13 protein-coding genes are annotated in these 18369 nt (G+C 70.7%); 6 read left to right on the top strand and 7 right to left on the bottom strand.

The genetic code is table 11. The features are described 5' to 3' along the window. Positions 1-17: 17 nt before the first annotated feature. Together M2283_RS39335 and M2283_RS39330 are read right to left on the bottom strand one after the other, a co-directional pair. Positions 18-647: a hypothetical protein gene (locus M2283_RS39335; protein WP_280881322.1), complete on the bottom strand. Its 630-nt coding sequence runs from the start codon at positions 645-647 to the stop codon at positions 18-20. Between the two features lie 153 nt (positions 648-800). Beyond that, a complete protein-coding gene (locus M2283_RS39330; protein ID WP_280881321.1) occupies positions 801-2915 on the bottom strand; it encodes an N-6 DNA methylase in 2115 nt (704 codons plus the stop codon). A gap of 212 nt (positions 2916-3127) precedes the next feature. On the opposite strand from M2283_RS39330, the gene M2283_RS39325 reads away from it, so the two are divergent. Then, a complete protein-coding gene (locus M2283_RS39325) occupies positions 3128-3844 on the top strand; it encodes a hypothetical protein (RefSeq protein ID WP_280881320.1) in 717 nt (238 codons plus the stop codon). A 52-nt stretch (positions 3845-3896) separates the two neighbouring features. Further along, on the top strand, positions 3897-4715 hold the full coding sequence (locus tag M2283_RS39320; RefSeq protein ID WP_280881319.1) for a hypothetical protein: 819 nt from the start codon (positions 3897-3899) through the stop codon (positions 4713-4715). 7 nt (positions 4716-4722) lie between these two features. Here M2283_RS39320 and M2283_RS39315 read toward each other — a convergent pair whose 3' ends face one another. Continuing rightward, entirely contained in the window at positions 4723-5484 is a 762-nt protein-coding gene (locus tag M2283_RS39315; RefSeq protein ID WP_280881318.1) for a GNAT family N-acetyltransferase, read from the bottom strand. Between the two features lie 105 nt (positions 5485-5589). After that, on the bottom strand, positions 5590-6336 hold the full coding sequence (locus M2283_RS39310; protein WP_280881317.1) for an HNH endonuclease family protein: 747 nt from the start codon (positions 6334-6336) through the stop codon (positions 5590-5592). A 203-nt stretch (positions 6337-6539) separates the two neighbouring features. On the opposite strand from M2283_RS39310, the gene M2283_RS39305 reads away from it, so the two are divergent. Then, positions 6540-6725, top strand: coding sequence for an antitoxin (locus M2283_RS39305; RefSeq protein ID WP_280881316.1), 186 nt, complete (start codon positions 6540-6542; stop codon positions 6723-6725). Positions 6726-6846: 121 nt separating this feature from the next. On the opposite strand, the gene mfd is transcribed toward M2283_RS39305, so the two are convergent. The 3 genes from mfd to M2283_RS39290 form a co-directional block, all read right to left on the bottom strand. Beyond that, the gene (gene mfd / locus M2283_RS39300; protein WP_280881315.1) at positions 6847-10380 is read right to left on the bottom strand and encodes a transcription-repair coupling factor; all 3534 of its coding nucleotides are present in this window, start codon (positions 10378-10380) and stop codon (positions 6847-6849) included. Positions 10381-10655: 275 nt separating this feature from the next. Continuing rightward, complete coding sequence (locus M2283_RS39295; RefSeq protein WP_280881314.1) at positions 10656-13235, bottom strand: ABC transporter permease; 2580 nt, start codon at positions 13233-13235, stop codon at positions 10656-10658. After that, a complete protein-coding gene (locus M2283_RS39290; protein ID WP_280881313.1) occupies positions 13232-14020 on the bottom strand; it encodes an ABC transporter ATP-binding protein in 789 nt (262 codons plus the stop codon). The genes M2283_RS39295 and M2283_RS39290 overlap by 4 nt, the downstream gene beginning before the upstream one ends. 494 nt (positions 14021-14514) lie before the next feature. Between M2283_RS39290 and M2283_RS39285 the strand changes: the two genes are divergently transcribed. The 3 genes from M2283_RS39285 to M2283_RS39275 all read left to right on the top strand — a co-directional run bounded on the left by M2283_RS39285 (position 14515) and on the right by M2283_RS39275 (position 18361). Next, positions 14515-16017, top strand: a complete 1503-nt coding sequence (locus tag M2283_RS39285; RefSeq protein WP_280881422.1) for an MFS transporter — start codon at positions 14515-14517, stop codon at positions 16015-16017. Positions 16018-16280: 263 nt separating this feature from the next. Beyond that, entirely contained in the window at positions 16281-16751 is a 471-nt protein-coding gene (locus M2283_RS39280) for a DUF485 domain-containing protein (RefSeq protein ID WP_280881312.1), read from the top strand. Further along, a complete protein-coding gene (locus tag M2283_RS39275; protein ID WP_280881311.1) occupies positions 16748-18361 on the top strand; it encodes a cation acetate symporter in 1614 nt (537 codons plus the stop codon). Before M2283_RS39280 ends, M2283_RS39275 begins: the two co-directional genes overlap by 4 nt. The last annotated feature ends 8 nt before the right edge of the window (positions 18362-18369 follow it).

Raw genomic sequence — 18369 nt, 5'->3', positions numbered from 1 at the left:
CCGGCCTTCCGCCGTGGTCACCTTCCGCCCTCGTGGTTCCCGTCCTGGTGGCCGTCGTGCCTGCGCAGGTAGTCGCTGAGTTCGTCGAGTTCGGCGCGGACCTGGTCGATACGGGCGGGCGCGGGGCGCTGCTGCGGGGGCGGCGGTACCGGGGTGTGGGGCGGGGTGGAGGGCGGAGTGTGGTGCTGGGGCGGCTGCGGCATCTGGGTCTGGTGCAGGGGCGGTTGGGGCACGGGCGTGGCGCTGAAGGGCGTCGCGGCCTGCGGATAGCCGTACCCGGACTGCACGGTCGGGCCCTGGGGCGGATAGCCGGTGAACTGCCGCTGCTGCTGATGGATGCGGATGTCCGCCACGAGGAAGTAGGCACTGCTGAACAGGCCCAGGAGAATCACCGCCGCCATGGCGACGTCGGTCCTGGTGTCGCTCTCGGGCAGCGAGCCGACCACGGCGAAACAGCCGATGGACACCGGCAGGCTCCCCCAGGCCAGCGCCCAGTCGATCTTCCGCCCGCGCAGGAAGGCCACCCGGAACAGCGGAACGCAGGCGAGGATCCCGCAGCAGAGGGTGCCGATCACGGCGAACATCACGCGCAAGGTGACGACGTTGCTCTCACTGCGGGCGGGCGGCACCGCGCCGTGGCCGTACATGACTGCTCCCGGGCCCGTAATCGATGTGGGGTTCGAGCGTATAGGCCCACACCGACATGCGGTCCCGGGTTGTACCGAACCGTTGTCGTGCTGGTCAATTCATGCGACGGCGTCCCGGTCCGGCGCCTCAGTCCCGTGTATCCGCCCGGCGTCTCAGTCCGGCGCGACCGTCCCGTCCGTCAACCCGTCGTACATCCCGCGCACGAGCTGCTCCCCCAGCCGGCCCGCGCGCCTGAGCGCCCGCTCGAAGTCGTCGAGGGCGCGGAACCGCGCGCCGTAGCGCCGCTGTTCGTCCAGCGGGAGCCGGGGCAGCTGGAGCCGGCGCACGTCCAGGCGCGTGGCCGTGGACGCGTAACTGCTGGCCTGGCGGTTGTTGGCGGTGCCGCGCAGGAAGCCGGCGAGGAACCACGCGTCCAGCGCCGTCGGATCGGGGCGCAGGAGCACGAGGTTGCGCCCCAGGGCGGCGCCCCCCGTCGCGTCGTCGATCACGCGCGCCACCGAGCCCCCGCCGAGCACCGGCAGCACCACATCGCCCGGCTCCGTCAGCACCGCCTCCTCGTCGCTCTCGGGCAGCGTCCCGGAGGGCGCCGTACCGGCGAGGACGTCATGGTCGGTGAGGACGGGCACGCGCGCGTGGCCACCGTTTCCGCCGCTGCGCATCACCACCGCTCCCCCGCGCGCGAGTTCACCGACGGTGGTGAGCGGCCAGCGCGCGAGCCGCGCCGACTCGGCGGGCGGCGGGGTGAGGTCGGCGGTCAACCGGAGGGTCTCGCCGAGGCGTTCGCGTACGACGGTGAGCGCGTCGGCGCCGTCCGCCGCCGTCGGGGGCGGGAGGTGGCGGCCCGGGGCCAGGTCGACGTCGTCGTCGAGGAGTTCGATGACGGGCAGGGCGCGCGCCACACCCGGGCGTTCCTGGAGGGTGCCGGCCCGGTCGAAGGCCTGCCAGGCATCGAGTACGGCCTCGCGCACCTCCCGCCAGTCGGGCCCCCCGCGCCCCTCGGTGGCGTACTGCCCGGTGTCGACGAGCAACACCTCCGGCTGCGCGGGCGCCTTCTCGGGCCGCCGCAGCACCCACAGGTGGAGCGGGATGTTGTACGGGGGTGCCGCGCCGATCGGCAGGGCGATCACGGCACGCAGCGCGCCGCGCCGCAGCAGGTCGGCGCGGATCCGGCGGCCGGAGCGGCGGGAGGCGGTGGCCGGCGGCATCAGCACGACGGCGGTGCCGCCGTCGGCGAGCCGGGCGAGCGCGTGCTGCACCCAGGCCAGCTCGGACTCGTTGCGGGCCGGGAAGCCGTACTCCCAGCGGGCGTCGTAGGCGAGTTCGTCGTGACCCCAGTTGCGCTCGTTGAACGGCGGATGACACAGAACCGCGTCAGCGCGCAGCTCGGGGTACGCGTCGGCGCGCAGGGTGTCACCGGCGGCGGCGCGCACGGTCACGCGCGCCTGCAACGCGAGCCGCAGCGCCGTGAGCGCGGCGAGTTCGGGCGCGTTGTCCTGGGCGTACAGCTCCTGCTCGGGACCGGGGCCGACGGCACGCAACAGGGCGCCGGTGCCGCAGGCGGGATCGAGGAGGGTACGGGCGGGGCCGGCCAACTCGACCATGAGGGCGGCGAGTTCACCTGGGGTGAGCGTGTACTGGCGCGGGTTGGCATCGAGGTGCCGCCGGAGCAGGAACTCGAAGGTCTCCCGGGTTCCCGTCCCTGCGGGCGTTTCGACGGCCAACTCGGTGGCCAGTTCCGCGACACCGCGCAGGAGGGGTGCGGAGGGGAGGAGTTCGGGGCCGGTGGGGGTGTGAACGGCGGGGTGGGTGTTCACGGCCGACCCAGGGTTCACAGCGGAAGTGCCCTTCACAGAGGCGCCCTTCACACCCCCCGCCCCGAACCTCGGCACCAGCACCCCTTCCAGCGCCCCCGGCAACATCGCCGCGAGCCGCTCGTCCGAGCCCGCGCTCGCCTCCAGCCACACCGTGGGGCGGTCGTGGATGAGCAGCAGGACACAGCCCGCGTGGGTGAGGCCGGTGAGTGGGCCCTCCGGGTGGCCGGCGAGTTGTTGCCAGACGCGCTCCCGGAGCGGGACCTCGGCGAGTTTGCCCTGCTTGCGCAGCCACGACTCGACCTCGGCGAGGCCGAAGGACGGGCTCGTCTCGGTGCCGCCGACCGGCTTGGGGAAGTCGGCATGGCGGCGGCGCCAGTTGCTGACGGCTGCACGGCCGACGCCGGCGAGCCGGGCGATTCCGGCGGCGGTCACCTCAGTCGCGTTGTCCTGCACCGGGCGGCTCCCCTCGTCGTTCCGCGTCCGCGCCCCGCATCCGCGTGTGATCCGAGCATAGCGACGTACGCGGCATCCATCGGTTCACGGCCGTGTACTCACTCTAACTTGTGAATCGTGTTGACTCGGTTCACAAGCTTTGGTCTCATTGACCCAGCGAACGAGCGACGCCCACCGGCGGCGGTCGCCACGCCATGTGGGGGGACACAGACATGGGCATGAAGGGCAAGATCGCGCTGGGTGCGGTCGTCGGGGTCGTGGTCATCGGCGTCGTGTCGGCGAACTCCGGCGACAACGGATCCGGATCCGGTACGTCCGGCGCCTCCGACAGAGCCGGCTCCGGCGGCAGGGGTTCGTCCGCGTCCGCGCAGCACAGGTCCGGCGGCGCGAAGGACTCCGGGGACAAGAAGAAGGCCGCCGCCGAGAAGAAGGTGGCGTTCGCGGGGGACGGGGAGTTCCAGGTCGGTGCGGACATCAAGCCGGGCACGTATCGCACCACCGGGAACAGCGACGGCATGTGCTACTGGGAGCGCGCCAAGGACGCCAAGGGCGAGATGGACTCGATCCTGGCCAACGACAATGTGAGCGGCGCCAGTTACGTCACGGTCAAGACCACGGACAAGATCTTCAAGTCCAACGGCTGCAAGGACTGGGAGGCCGTCGACGCGAAGGCGAAGGGCACGCCCGCGTCCGGGATGGCCGGCGACGGCGGCATGTTCGCGGTCGGCGGCGACATCGCGCCCGGCACCTACCGGTCCACCGGCAACACCGCCGACTCCTGCTACTGGGAGCGTGCCAAGGACGCCAAGGGCGACATCGACTCGATCGTCGCGAACGACAACGTGACCGGCACAGCCGTCGTCACGATCACCGCGTCGGACGGCTACTTCAAGACCGTCGGCTGCAAGGACTGGAAGAAGGCGGGCTGACCGGCCCCCTCGTCCCACGGACCATCACCACGTATCCCCAGGGGGAATTCACATGCCTCGCAAGGCACTTACCGCTCTCGTCCTCGCCACCGCGGCCACCGCCGCGCTCACCGCCTGCCAGTCCGGCCAGGGCACGGCGGACAGCAAGTCCAGCCCAACTGCCAAGCCCAGCAAGCCCGCAGACCCCTTCGCCGGCCTCAGCGCCGCGGAGATCGCCGACCGTTCGATGAAGGCCACCACCGGCGCCGAGTCGGTGCGGATGAAGGGCGACATCCAGGACGAGGAGGCCGGCGGCTCGATCCACGTCGACATGACGCTCAGCACGAAGAACGAGTGCGCCGGCACCCTCGGCATGGGCGGCACGGGCAAGGCCGATCTGATCAAGACCGGCGACACGATGTACATGAAGTACGACGAGGCGTTTCTGCGTCAGCAGAGCAAGGGCGAGTCCAAGGCGACCGTCGACGCGACGGTCGCGATGCTCGCCGGGAAGTGGGCCAAGATGTCCACCAAGGGCGCCGACGCCGAGGACATCGCGGGCTTCTGCGACCTGGACTCGGTGCTCAGCGACGCCGAGGACGCCGGTTCGGGCGGCGGCTCGTCGGACGGCACGGCCTCCTCCACCGCCGCCACCAACGCGACCCGCGCCGGTACCGCCGAGGTCGACGGCGCGAAGGCGGCCGTACTGAAACTGAAGGACGGCAAGGACCGGTACACGATGTACGTCGCCACCGAGGGCAAGCCGTATCTGCTCCGGCTGGACAGCACCGGCACCGACGCGGGCTCGCTCGTCTTCAGCGACTACGACAAGCCGGTTCCCGTGCGGAAGCCCACGGGACAGGTCCTGGACCTGGACGCGCTCGGCAGTTGACCCACCGTCACAACCCGTGCCGCATCCAGACGTTGGGCTCGACGTACGCCGCGTACCCGCGCTCCGGTTCGCAGTGCACCGGCACCAGCGCGCCCGGCACCTCCAGGTCGCCCTGGGTGTCGAAGGGCAGCCCGGTCCAGTCGCGCCACTGCTGCAGGGAGCCGGAGACGGTCATCGAGGCCGGTGCCACCCGTTCGATCGTGGCGCCGGCCCGGGCGTGGACGCGCAGCCAGGGGTCGTGGGGCAGTCCGTCGGACCGTACGCGATAGGCGTACTCCTCGATGGGGGTGTGCGGTTCGAGGTGTTTGGCGCTGGGGCGGACCGGGGCGACGACCTCGGTGAAGCCGCGGGCGCGGGCGGTGTCGCGCAGCGCCGAGAGCATCCGGGCGGACAGTCCGCGGCCCTGGACACTGGGGGCGACGACGATCGCGATCGCGCTGACCGTGTCGGGGCGGACGCCTCGGCGCAGGTCGGCGAAAGCCCACAGGAGGACCTGGTCCCAGCCGCGGGCGGGCAGTTCGCCGGGGCCCTCGGTGCCACCGCGGTCCTCGGTGCGCAGGGCGAAGGGGACGCTGTAGGCGTAGGCGACCACCTCGCCGCGTTCGTCCTCGGCGGCGAGGGCGTACTCCGCGAAGTCGACGGCGAGGCGGCCGTAGCAGGCGTCGCCCACCCCGTCGTGACGGACGAACTCCGGCCAGCTGTCAGCCATGGCGAAGACCTTCTGGACCAGGTCGGGGCGCTCGGCGAGGCTGGACACCTTCAGCTCCATACGGTCACCGTAGGCGCGCGCCCCGTCCCCGGAAACCCGTGTGCACGCCTCTCGCCCCGAGCGAACCCGCCCGGACGCGCCCTCACCGCGCCCGCAACCGGCCTCTCAGCCCGACGTGAACCGCGCGGGCGCCTCCGTCGGGTTGCCCCCGGACGGCAGCTTCTGCCCCGAGCACGTCTTCAGCACCTTCTCCATCGCCGACTTCTCGGCGGCCGTCACCCACAGCTCGTACTTCTTCTTCACGGCGACCTGCGCGGCGACGTACGTGCAGCGGTAGGACTTGTTCGGCGGCAGCCAGGTGGCCGCGTCCCCGTCGCCCTTGGAGCGGTTGGTGCTGGAGTCGACCGCTATGAGGTTCAGCGGGTCGTTGGCGAGGGCTATGCGCTTGCGGCTGTCCCAGTACTTGGCACCCTTCTGCCAGGCGTCGGAGAGGGGCACGACGTGGTCGATGTCGACCAGGCTGCGGCCGCGCTGGTAGGTGACGTGCTTGCCCGAGTAGGGGTCCTTCTCCAGGACGCCGTACGACACCTTGCAGTCGCCGTCGCTGAACTTCACGTTCTCCAGGTCCCGTTTGAGGATGTCGTCGCGGGTGTCGCAGCTGTTGGAGTCCGTGTCCGCCCAGGCGCTGCCGAACCTGTCCCGGTCGTAACCGGTCTTGGGGGCACGCCCCTTGACGGTCAGCGCCTCCGCGGCGGTGAGCGCGGCACCGCCACCTCCGCCGCCGCCCGCGTCGCTGCCCGTGGACTGTTCCGGTCCTGGCGCTCCGGTCGTCATGTCCTTGCACCCGGCAAGGCCGCCCATGCCGATCACCAGCACGGCGACAGCCGCGGTCCCGCCCCTCAGACGCCTCACAGTGCGTCCCTCCCCTTCAACCCCGCTCCGCAAGGAGCGTCCCGACCCCGCAACAGGCGTCTTCCCAGTACTTGTCGGTGCACACCGTAGCGAGCGGGCGCACAGGGTTACTCAGGAGGTCCGGACCATTTGTGCCCACAGTGTGCGCTTCGCACATTTCGGACGTATCGTCGACGGTGAGTCACCTCCGGAAGGAGCTCTGGATGGGCATCCTCGACAGGTTCAGGAGCAACCGCCAGGCACAGGACAAGGCCAAGGACATGTCCGACATGGCGGAGAAGAAGGTCAACGAGAAGACGGGCAACAAGTACGAGGGCCAGGTCGACCAGGCGCAGCAGAAGGCCGAAGGCGCCCTCGGCATGGACCGCGACAAGCCCGAACAGCCGTAGGCCGGCAGGCCCCACGGAGGAGTCACAAGAGCAGACCGGAGGCCGCCCGCGGAGAGCAACGTCCCGCGGGCGGCCTCTACTTATGACACCGACGGCTTCCGGAACGCCCCCGGCAACCGGTCTACGACCCCAGAATCGACGTCAAGAACTCGCCCACCCACCCGAGCAACTCCCGCCCGACCAACGGCTTTCCGCCCACCTTCGCCGTCTTCGGCCGCGGCACCAGCACCTGGTGGGCCGTCGGCTTGATGACGGTCCCGGGGTACAGCCGCTTGAGGCGCAGTTCCTGGGACTCGCGCAACTCCACCGGTGCGAAGCGGATGTTGGTGCCCTGCAGGACGATCTCGCCGACGCCGCACGCGCGGGCGAGCATGCGCAGGCCGGCCACCAGGAGGAGGTTCTCCACCGGTTCGGGCAACTTGCCGTAGCGGTCGGTGAGTTCCTCGCGTACGGACTTGACGTCCTCCTCCGTGGTGGCGGAGGCGATGGAGCGGTAGGCCTGCAGGCGCAGGCGCTCGCCGGGGGCGTAGTCGTGCGGGACGTGCGCGTCGACCGGGAGCTCGATCTTGACCTCCAGGAACGGCTCCTCCTCCACCCCGCCCTCCAGGGAGGCCCGGTAGTCCGCGACCGCCTCGCCGACCATGCGGACGTACAGGTCGAAGCCGACGCCCGCGATGTGCCCGGACTGTTCGCCGCCCAACAGGTTGCCGGCGCCCCGGATTTCGAGGTCCTTCATGGCGACGTACATGCCCGCGCCCATCTCGGTGTGCTGGGCGATGGTCGCGAGCCGCTCGTGGGCGGTCTCGGTCAGCGGCTTCTCCGGCGGGTACAGGAAGTACGCGTACCCGCGCTCGCGGCCGCGGCCGACCCGGCCGCGCAGCTGGTGGAGTTGGGAGAGGCCGAAGTTGTCGCCGCGCTCCACGATCAGGGTGTTGGCGTTGGAGATGTCGATGCCGGACTCGACGATCGTGGTCGAGACGAGGACGTCGTACCGCTTCTCCCAGAAGTCGACGACGACCTGTTCGAGGGCCGTCTCCGACATCTGGCCGTGGGCCGTGGCGATCCGTGCCTCGGGGACGATCTCGCGCAGGCGGGCGGCGGCGCGGTCGATGGACTCGACACGGTTGTGGATGTAGAAGACCTGGCCCTCGCGCAGGAGTTCACGGCGGATGGCCGCGCCGATCTGCTTCTCCTCGTAGGGGCCGACGAAGGTCAGGACCGGGTGCCGCTCCTCCGGGGGCGTGGTGATCGTGGACATCTCGCGGATGCCCGTCACCGCCATCTCCAGGGTGCGCGGGATGGGGGTGGCGGACATCGTCAGTACGTCGACGTTGGCGCGCAGCTTCTTCAGCTGCTCCTTGTGCTCGACGCCGAAGCGCTGTTCCTCGTCGACGATGACCAGGCCCAGGTCCTTGAACTTGGTCTCGGAGGAGAACAGGCGGTGGGTGCCGATGACGACGTCCACCGAGCCCTCCCGCAGGCCCTCCAGGGTCGCCTTCGCCTCGGTGTCGGTCTGGAAGCGGGACAACGCCCGTACGTTGACCGGGAATTGGGAGTAGCGCTCGGAGAAGGTCCCGAAGTGCTGCTGGACCAGCAGGGTGGTGGGGACCAGGACGGCGACCTGCTTGCCGTCCTGGACCGCCTTGAAGGCGGCGCGGACCGCGATCTCGGTCTTGCCGTAGCCGACGTCGCCGCAGATCAGGCGGTCCATCGGGACCGACTTCTCCATGTCGTCCTTGACCTCGGCGATGGTGGTCAGCTGGTCGGGGGTCTCCACGTACGGGAAGGCGTCCTCCAGCTCGCGCTGCCAGGGCGTGTCCGGCCCGAAGGTGTGCCCGGGGGCGGCCATGCGGGCGCTGTAGAGCTTGATCAGGTCGGCCGCGATCTCCTTGACGGCCTTCTTGGCGCGCGCCTTGGTCTTGGTCCAGTCGGCGCCGCCGAGGCGGTGCAGGGTGGGGGCCTCGCCGCCGACGTACTTGGTGATCTGTTCCAGCTGGTCGGTGGGGATGTAGAGGCGGTCGCCGGGCTGGCCGCGCTTGGCGGGGGCGTACTCGACGACGAGGTACTCGCGGGTGGCGCCCTGCACCGTCCGCTGGACCATCTCGATGTAGCGGCCCACGCCGTGCTGCTCGTGGACGATGTAGTCGCCGGCCTCCAGGCTGAGCGGGTCGATGGTCTTGCGGCGGCGGGCCGGCATCCGCGCGCCGTCCTTGCCGGCCGCCTTCTGGCCCGACAGGTCGGTCTCGGTGAGCACGGCGAGTCTGAGCGCCGGGTCGACGAAGCCGTAGTCGATCGAGCCGCACGCCACGTGCACGACGGAGGGGCCCAGGTCGGTGAGGTCGGTGGTGTCCAGGCGGGCCGCGATGCCCTCGCCGCCGAGCACCTCGACCGTGCGGGCGGCGGGGCCGTGCGCCTCGGTGACGTAGACCGTGCGCCAGCCGTCGGCGAGCCAGCCCTTGGTGTCGGCGAGCGCCTTGGCGGTGTCGCCGCGGTAGGTCTCGGGCGCGTGCATGCCGAGCTTGAGGGTGTCGTCGTCCAGCTCCTCGTCGGCGGCGAACGGCGACACCGACCACCACATGATGTCCAGCTCGCGCGCCCGGTCGCGGACGTCAGCGATGGACCACAGGGAGGCCGCGCCGACGTCGATCGGGGCCTCGCCGCCGCCCGCGGTGGCCGCCCAGGAGGCGTGCAGGAACTCCTGCGAGGTGGCGACGAGATCGGCGGCACGCGTGCGTACCCGCTCCGGATCGCATACGACGGCCATCGCGCCCTTGGGCAGCACGTCGAGCAGCAGCTCCATGTCGTCGACCAGGACGGGCGCCAGGGACTCCATGCCCTCGACCGCGATGCCCTCGGCGATCCGGCCGAGCAGCTCGCCGAGCTCGGGGTGCTGTTCGGCGAGGGCACGCGCACGCGCGCGGACGTCCTCCGTCAACAGGAGTTCACGGCACGGGGGTGCCCACAGGCCGTGGTCGGCGACTTCGAGGGAGCGCTGGTCGGCGACCTTGAAGTAGCGGATCTCCTCTACGTCGTCGCCCCAGAACTCGATGCGCAGGGGGTGTTCCTCGGTGGGCGGGAAGACGTCCAGGATCCCGCCTCGTACGGCGAACTCGCCGCGCTTCTCGACCAGCTCCACGCGCGCGTAGGCGGCGGCGCCGAGGGCGTCGACGACCGCGTTCAGGTCGGCGGTCTGCCCGGTCCGCAGGGCCACGGGCTCCAGCTCGCCCAGCCCCTTGACCTGCGGTTGCAGCACGGACCGTACCGGCGCGACGACGACCGACACCGGGCCCGTCTCGGGGTCGTCGGGCCGGGGGTGGGTCAGGCGGCGCAGGACGGCGAGGCGGCGGCCCACGGTGTCGCTGCGCGGGCTGAGCCGCTCGTGCGGGAGCGTCTCCCAGGACGGGTACTCCACCACTCCGTCGGCCGGCAGCAGCGAGCGCAGGGCGGCCGCCAGGTCCTCCGCCTCGCGGCCCGTCGCGGTCACCGCCAGCACCGGGCGGCCGGTCTCCCGGGCCAGGGCGGCGACGGCCAGCGGACGGGCCGCGGGCGGACCGACCAGGTCGACGTGCATGCGGTTGCCGCCGGCGGCCGCCGCGATCGCTTCAGCGAGGGCGGTGTCCTTGACGACGGCGTCGAGCAGACCGTGCAGGCTCATGAAGGAGTGCTTCCGTCCGGGGGGTCCGAGGGGGGTGGGCAACGCGAAGGGCCCGACACGCGTGGCGGGCCGGGGGGTTTCCAGGGTACGTCGCCGGGGGCGGTGTCACCGGGCGGAGTGGATACGGGGGCTCCGCTCAAGGGTCAGGGGGCTCTCCTCAAGGGTGCCGGACCACGCACACGACAGCGGCCCGGCGCCGGTGAGTCCCCCAAGACTCCCCGGCGCCGGGCCCTCCCCCGCAACCCCCGTATGCGGTGGCTTTACCCCCCTGTCCCCTATTCCGTGGCGATCGCGTTCAGGACGTTCATCCGGCCCGCCCGGAAGGCCGGGATCAGGGCGGCGATCAGGCCCACGAAGGCCGAGCCGACGAAGACCGCGATGATCGTCGGCCAGGGGATGTCGAGGACCTTCAGGCCCTCCAGGGCGAGGAGCTTCTGGGCGGTGGCGCCCCAGCCCATGCCGAGGCCGAGGCCCAGCAGGGCGCCGAAGAGGGCGATGACGATCGACTCCAGGCGGATCATGCGGCGCAGCTGGCGGCGCGAGAGGCCGATGGCCCGCATCAGGCCGATCTCGCGGGTCCGCTCGACCACCGAGAGGGCCAGGGTGTTCACGACACCGAGGACCGCGACGATGATCGCGAGGGCCAGCAGGCCGTAGATCATGTTCAGGAGCTGGCCGATCTGGTCCTTCAGCGCCTGCTTGTAGTCGGTCTGGTCGCGCACCTTGTACTGCGGGTAGTCGTGCAGCGCCGACTTCAGGGACTTGTACGCGGTGTCCTGCTGTCCGTCCTTGGCGCTGGCGAAGACCAGGCCGTCGAGCGGCATCTTGTCGGCCGGCACGTACTTGGCGAGCGTGGCGATCGACATGTACTTGGAGCCCGCGTCGATCACGACGTCACTGCTGGTGATGGCCCGGACCGTCAGGTTCGCGGTGGCGCCGTCCTTGAAGGCGAGCTTGATCTTCGAGCCGAGGTGGATGTCGTGCGCCTTGGCGAACTTCTCGTGCACCGACATCGAGTCGGGCAGGTAGGCGTCCTTGAGGTTGCCCGCGACGGTCTTGGTGCGCAGGTCGGCCGCGTAGGTCGGGTCGGCCGCGGTGACGTCGGTGTCCTTGAGCGTCTTGCCGTCGGGGGTCGTGTAGTCGGCCTCCGTCGTCTTGTACTCGGTGACCCGGGAGAGACCCGGCGTGTCCTTGACGGCCTTCACGGCCTGCGGGGTGACCAGCTGTCCGCTGTCGCTCTGGATGATGAAGTCCGTGCCGACGGTCTTGTCGAGCTGGTCCGAGGCGGAGGCCACCATGGAGGAGCCGACCACCGACAGACAGGCGACCAGCGCGAGCCCGATCATCAGGGCGGCGCCCGTGGCCCCCGTACGCCGCGGGTTGCGCAGCGCGTTGCGCTCGGCCATCCGTCCGACCGGGCCGAAGATCCGCAGCAGGACCGCGCCCAGGACGCGCACCATGCCGCCGACCAGCAGCGGGCCGATGACGACGAAGCCGATCAGGGTCAGCACCACGCCCAGGCCGAGCCAGAGCGAACCCTCGCTCGCCTTGTTCGCGGAGGCGGCCACGTAGAGGCTGTAGCCACCGGCGCCGGTCAGCACCAGGCCCAGCAGGGCCCGGATCCAGCCGGCCCTGGCGTCGGCGGGAGCGCCGGCGTCGCGCAGCGCGGCCATCGGGGAGACCTTGCCGGCCCGGCGGGCGGGCAGATAGGCGGCCAGGACGGTGACGACGACGCCGAGCAGGAGGCCGATCGCCGGGGTCGTCCAGGCGACGGTCAGGTCGCTGGTCGAGAGGTGGATGCCGAGCTTGCCCATGAGCTTCATCAGGCCGACCGCGATGCCGACGCCCGCGCCGACGCCGAGGACCGAGCCGACGACACCGAGCAGCAGCGCCTCCACCAGCACCGACCGGTTGACCTGCTTGCGGCTGGAGCCGATGGCCCGCATCAGGCCGATCTCTCGGGTGCGCTGGGCGACCAGCATCGAGAAGGTGTTGATGATCAGGAAGATGCCGACGAGGAAGGCGATCCCGGCGAAGCCGAGCATCGCGTACTTCATGACGTTCATGAAGCCCTCGACGTCCTTCTGGTTGGCGTCGGCGGTCTCCTTGGCCGTCTGCACCTTGAAGGTTGCGCCGAGTTCGGCGGCCACGTTCTGCTTGAGCTGCGCGTCGGTGACACCGGACGCGGCCGTGACGTTGACGTTGGTGTACACGTTCGGCTCGCCGACCAGGGTCGACTGCGCGGTCTTCGTGTCGAGGTAGAAGATCGCCGCGCCGGGGTTGGTGATCTGGAAGTCGGCGATGCCGGAGATCCTGGCCTTGAAGTTGCCGATCGCGCTGATCACGCCGATCTCGTCACCGAGCTTGAGGTGGTGCTTGTCGGCGGTGTCGGCGTCGACCATGACCTGGCCGGAGCCCTTCGGCGCCGCGCCCTCGGTGATCTTCATGGTGCGGGCGTCGTTGCTGTTCCAGCTGCCGACGATGGTCGGGGCGCCGCTGGAGGGCGAGAGGTTGTCCTTGTCGGCGTCGACGACGGTGACGGAGGTGGAGAAGACGGTCCCCTCCGCCGACTTCACGCCGTCGGCCGCCTTCACCTTGCCGAGCACGGAGGCCGGCATGACCGGCGGCTTGCCGTTGTCGGAGGTCGTCTCCCCGCTGTCCGAGGCGCCCTTGGCGCTGACGGTGACATCGGAGGAGGTGGCCGCGAACAGCTTGTCGAAGGTCGTGTTCATCGTGTCGGTGAACACCAGCGTCCCGCACACGAACGCGACCGACAGCAGCACGGCCACCGCCGAGAGGGCCATCCGGCCCTTGTGCGCGAAGAAGTTGCGCATCGAGGTCTTGAGCACGGTCATGACGTACGCCCCCGGGCGTCGAAGTCCTTCATGCGGTCCAGGACGCCCTCGGCGGTCGGCTTGTACATCTCGTCGACGATCCGGCCGTCGGCGAGGTACAGCACCCGGTCCGCGTACGAGGCGGCGACCGGGTCGTGCGTGACGATGACGATGGTCTGCCCGAGCTCGTCGACGGAGCGCCGCAGGAAGCCCAACACCTCCGCTCCGGCACGGGAGTCGAGGTTTCCGGTCGGCTCGTCGCCGAAGATGATCTCGGGCCGCGCGGCCAGGGCGCGGGCCACGGCGACGCGCTGCTGCTGGCCGCCGGAGAGCTGGCTCGGGCGGTGCCTGAGCCGGTCGCTCAGGCCGACGGTGTCGACGACCTGCGCCAGCCACTGCTTGTCGGGCTTGCGGCCCGCGATGTCCATCGGGAGCGTGATGTTCTCGATGGCGTTGAGCGTCGGCAGCAGGTTGTACGCCTGGAAGATGAACCCGATCCGGTCCCGGCGCAGTTGCGTGAGCTTCTTGTCCTTGAGCCCGGTGATCTCGGTCTCGTCGAGGTAGATCTGCCCGCCGGTGACGTTGTCGAGCCCGGCGAGGCAGTGCATCAGCGTGGACTTGCCGGACCCCGAGGGCCCCATGATCGCGGTGAACTGCCCCCGCGCGATGTCCACGTCGACGTGGTCGAGGGCGACGACCCGGGTCTCCCCGGACCCGTACGCTTTGAGGACCTGGCGAGCCCTGGCGGCTACGGCCGTACGCCCTCCAGTGCCCCCGTGCCTGGGAATGGTTACGGCCGAAGTCATGGTATTTCTCCTATGTCGGTCATGAAGGTGACGCACGTGTGCCGCGTCGGTTCGGTCCTGCCGGCCTTGCCCGGCTCGGTCCCGCCGGTCCTGCGTTGTGCTGTCGTCGATGAGTCTGTCGTCGAAGAGGGGTCCGGCGCGCTGGTGCCCAGCACCCTCTTCTACGGGGGAAAACCCCACCCCCACCGGTTCGGTGAACCACCCCATCACCGTCCCGCCACCGCTCCCCAGCGGCATAAAGCCAGGTTAAGTACGCCCCGGGCCCTTCTCCTCCTCCAGGGGTACGAACCCTCCCCGGGCCGTAGTACGGAGAGACCCCTAGGGGCAGTCCACCGTCAGGTGGACCCGGTCTCAGGGTTCGCTCCACCCCCTCGGTCCACCCACCGGTCCACCAGACCTTCCGCCCTCCCGCCACGTCAGGGTCAAGTGGGAAGCTGTTCGACGGCGGATAGGTGCAAGGGGAAAGGAATCACGTGGACCAGGGGGACACGGACATGGGCCAGGAGGACACGGACATACGGGCGTCGGTGACGGACAAGCGCCCGCGGGACACCCGCAGACGGGGCGCCGTCGTCGCCGCGCTGATGCTCGCCATGGCCCTCGCGGCCCTCGACTCCACGATCGTCTCCACGGCCGTCCCGCAGATCGTCGGCGACCTCGGCGGCTTCTCCTACTTCTCCTGGCTCTTCTCCGGCTATCTGCTCGCCGTGACGGTGACGCTCCCGGTCTACGGCAAGCTCTCGGACACCTTCGGCCGCAAGCCGGTGCTGATCGTGGGCGCCGCGCTCTTCCTGCTCGGTTCGCTGCTGTGCGCGGTGGCCTGGAACATGCCCGCCCTGATCGCGTTCCGCATCGTCCAGGGCCTGGGCGGCGGGGCGTTGCAGGGCACGGTCCAGACCCTGGCCGCCGACCTCTACCCGCTCAAGGACCGCCCCAAGATCCAGTCCAAGCTGTCCACGGTCTGGGCGGTGTCGGCGGTCGCGGGCCCCGGCATCGGCGGACTGCTCGCGGCCTACGCCGGCTGGCGCTGGATCTTCCTGGTCAACCTCCCGGTCGGCGCGGTGGCGTTGTGGCTGATCGTCCGCTATCTGCACGAACCGGCAAGGGAGTTGGTCCGGCGCCCGCGCATCGACTGGGCGGGCGCGCTGGCGGTGTTCGCGTGCGGCGGCGTCCTGATCACGGCGCTGGTGCAGGGCGGGGTGGCCTGGCCGTGGCTGTCGGCGCCGTCAATCACCTTGTTCGCCACGGGACTTGCGCTGGTCGGGGTCGTGGTCCTGGTCGAACGCCGGGCGGCCGAGCCGATCATCCCCGGCTGGGTGTGGCGGCGCCGCACGATCGCGGCGGTCAATCTCGCCCTGGGCGCACTGGGGTTGCTCATGGTCGCGCCGACCGTGTTCCTGCCGACGTACGCGCAGTCGGTGCTCGGCCTGGCCCCCGTGGCCGCCGGATTCGTGCTGTCCGTCTGGACGTTGACCTGGCCGGTGTCGGCGGCGCTGAGCCAGCACGTGTACCGGCGGATCGGCTTCCGCAACACCTCGATGATCGGCATCGGCACGGCGACGCTGATCCTGTTCGCGTTCCCGTTCCTGCCGTACCCGGGGGCGGCCTGGCAGCCGACGCTGCTGATGCTGCTGCTCGGCGCGGCCCTGGGTCTGTTCCAACTCCCGCTCATCGTGGGCGTCCAGTCGACGGTCGGCTGGTCGGAGCGCGGCACGACGACGGCCTCGGTGCTCTTCTGCCGCCAGACCGGCCAGACCATCGGCGCCTCGGTGTTCGGCGCGATCGCCAACGGGGTGCTGGCCGCACGGCTCGGCGGCGCGAGCGACCTGGACGCGGTGACGCGGGGCCTGGACGCGGGCGCGGTACCGGAGGCGACGCGGCGGGCGGTCGCGGACGCGGTGCACGCGGTGTACCTGGGGGCGGGGGGTGCGGCGGCACTCGCGTTCCTGGTGCTGCTGTTCATGGCGCCGAGGCGGTTCCCGGTCCTCAAGGAGTGAGGGTCCGGGGGTGGTCCGACGCGGAGAACGCGGACGGATGCGGAGGGCGTGTAAAGGTCTCAGGGCCCTCAAAAGTCTGAGTTAACGCGGGTAACACCGCAGGTCAGCGAAGTAGGCGCGTATCGGCCAACCAGTTTGGCGAAACCCTCGCGCATCGCCGGTACCGACGAGTAGCGTGCGTGGCTCCGCTCCCTCCCCACCCCCCCCACGCACACCTCCCTGCGGTCCGCCGCCACGGATCCGAGCCACGCAAGGAGCACGGGATGTCCTACGACCCGTCCTCGTCGTACCCGCACCGAGATCCGCAGTACCCGGGGCAGCCGTATCCCCGGCACGACTCGTCCCCCTCGTACGACGCCACGTACCCCTGGCAGCCGCCCCTCGACCCGCCCGAACCCGCCAGGCGGCGCCGCCCCGAGCGCCCCCCGCTCGGGCACCACAGCGACCTGCGGGTCCTGCGCAGCGCCTACCGCTGGCAGCGGCGCACCGCGAGCCTGGCCGCGCTCGGGTACTTCACCCTCTTCCTGATCCTGTCGGCCTTCGCGCCCTCGGTCATGACGAGCACCGTCACCGAGGGCCTGCCGGCCGGACTGCTGCTCGCGCTGCTCCAGATCCCCGTGACCTGGCTGGCGATCGGCCTGTACGAGCACACGGCCCGCCGCTACGTCGACCCGATCGCGGACCGCATCCGCAAGGAGTCCGCGCTGGACGCCAAGCGAGAGGCGGCCCGATGACCGACGGTTTCAGCGGGAACTCCCAGGCCATGTCCCTGGTCGCGTTCTCCGCCATCGCCACGCTCACGCTGCTGCTGTGCGTGATGACCGGCCCCGACCGCGACGACCTCGACGAGTTCTACACCGGCTACGGCTCCCTCTCCCCGCTGCGCAACGGCCTCGCGATCGCCGGCGACTACATCTCCGCGGCGAGCGTGCTGGGCACCGGCGGTGTCATCGCGTTGTGCGGCTACGACGGGATCGTGCTGGCGCTGAGCACCGCCCTGTCGCTGATGCTGCTGATGTTCCTGCTGGCGGAACCCCTGCGGAACGCGGGCCGGTTCACCATGGGCGACGCACTGGCGCGGCGGATGCCGGGGCGGGGCGTGCGGATGACCGCCTGCGTGGTGACCATCGCCGCGCTGCTGCCGCTGATGCTGGTCCAACTCGCGGGCACGGGACAGCTGTTGGCCTTCATCCTCGGCTTCTCCGGCGACTCCCTGAAGACCGCCTGCATCATCGGTCTTGGCGCGCTGATGATCAGTTACGCGGCGATCGGCGGCATGAAGGGCACCGCGCTCATCCAGATCCTGAAGATCGTGATGCTGCTCGGGTCCGGGGCCGTGATCGCCGTACTCGTGCTGCGGCGGTTCGACTGGAACCCGGGCACGCTCTTCGACGCGGCCGCCGCGCAGAGCGGGGTGGGTTCGTCGTTCCTGCACTCCGGGCTCCAGTTCACGGGCGGTTCCCAGCCCCGACTGGACATGATCGTCTCGGAGTTGACGGTCGTCCTGGGCGGCGGCTGTCTGCCGCACGTCACCATGCGCATGTACACGGCCTCCAGCGCGCGGCAGGTGCGGCGGTCGATGTCGTGGGCGGTGTCGGCGGTGGTGCTGTTCGTGCTCGTCGTCACGGTGGTCGGGTTCGGTGCGACGGCGCTGGTCGGGCGGGCGGCGATCGCGCAGGCGGACCCACAGGGCAACACGGCCTATCTGCTGGGCTCGCGGGCGGCCTTCGGCCCGGACGTCTCCACTGCGGAAACGTTCCTCTTCACCACGGTCACCACGGCGATCTTCCTGACGCTCCTCGCCTCCGTCGCCGGCATGATCCTCGCCTGCGCCAACTCCCTCGCCCACGACGCGTTCGCCGCGCGCGTGCGGGAGATGACGGCGCGGCGGGAGATGACGCTGGCCCGCGTCTCGGCGCTGGCGGTGGGCGTCCCGGCGATCCTGCTGGCCACACTGGTCCAACACCGCACCCTGCAGCCCCTGGTGACGCTCTCCTTCTGCCTCGGCGCCTCCGCCATCGCGCCCGCCCTGGTCTACAGCCTCTTCTGGCGCCGCTACACCCGAACGGGCCTGCTCTGCACCCTCATCGGCGGCACCACCGCGGTCCTCCTCCTGATGCCCGCCACGAACCTCGTCACCGGCTCCCCCAACTCCGCCTTCCCGGAAGCCGACTTCAACTGGTTCCCGTTCACGACGACCGGCCTCGTCACCATCCCCCTCGGCTTCGCCTTCGGCTGGCTGGGCTCGGTGATCTCCGGACGGAGGGCGCGGGAGGAGGAGCGACGACAGTACGAGGCGGTGGAGGCGTGGATCTTGGCGGGAGCGGTGCGGAGGGGCGGGTGACGGGGGGT

Origin of the sequence: Streptomyces pseudovenezuelae (assembly GCF_029892565.1) — a bacterium.
In the GTDB taxonomy this organism is placed as follows: Bacteria; Actinomycetota; Actinomycetes; order Streptomycetales; family Streptomycetaceae; genus Streptomyces; species Streptomyces pseudovenezuelae_A.
Note: the sequence above shows the minus strand (reverse complement) of the source record. Positions and strands in the feature narration are given on the sequence as shown.

What these genes read in the sequence shown, in the direction of transcription:
- M2283_RS39335 (WP_280881322.1), bottom strand. Translation starts at nt 647, where the DNA reads ATGTACGGCCACGGCGCGGTGCCGCCCGCCCGCAGTGAGAGCAACGTC.
- M2283_RS39325 (WP_280881320.1), top strand. Translation starts at nt 3,128, where the DNA reads ATGGGCATGAAGGGCAAGATCGCGCTGGGTGCGGTCGTCGGGGTCGTG.
- M2283_RS39320 (WP_280881319.1), top strand. Translation starts at nt 3,897, where the DNA reads ATGCCTCGCAAGGCACTTACCGCTCTCGTCCTCGCCACCGCGGCCACC.
- M2283_RS39315 (WP_280881318.1), bottom strand. Translation starts at nt 5,484, where the DNA reads ATGGAGCTGAAGGTGTCCAGCCTCGCCGAGCGCCCCGACCTGGTCCAG.
- M2283_RS39305 (WP_280881316.1), top strand. Translation starts at nt 6,540, where the DNA reads ATGGGCATCCTCGACAGGTTCAGGAGCAACCGCCAGGCACAGGACAAG.
- mfd (WP_280881315.1), bottom strand. Translation starts at nt 10,380, where the DNA reads ATGAGCCTGCACGGTCTGCTCGACGCCGTCGTCAAGGACACCGCCCTC.
- M2283_RS39295 (WP_280881314.1), bottom strand. Translation starts at nt 13,235, where the DNA reads ATGACCGTGCTCAAGACCTCGATGCGCAACTTCTTCGCGCACAAGGGC.
- M2283_RS39290 (WP_280881313.1), bottom strand. Translation starts at nt 14,020, where the DNA reads ATGACTTCGGCCGTAACCATTCCCAGGCACGGGGGCACTGGAGGGCGT.
- M2283_RS39285 (WP_280881422.1), top strand. Translation starts at nt 14,515, where the DNA reads ATGGGCCAGGAGGACACGGACATACGGGCGTCGGTGACGGACAAGCGC.
- M2283_RS39280 (WP_280881312.1), top strand. Translation starts at nt 16,281, where the DNA reads ATGTCCTACGACCCGTCCTCGTCGTACCCGCACCGAGATCCGCAGTAC.
- M2283_RS39275 (WP_280881311.1), top strand. Translation starts at nt 16,748, where the DNA reads ATGACCGACGGTTTCAGCGGGAACTCCCAGGCCATGTCCCTGGTCGCG.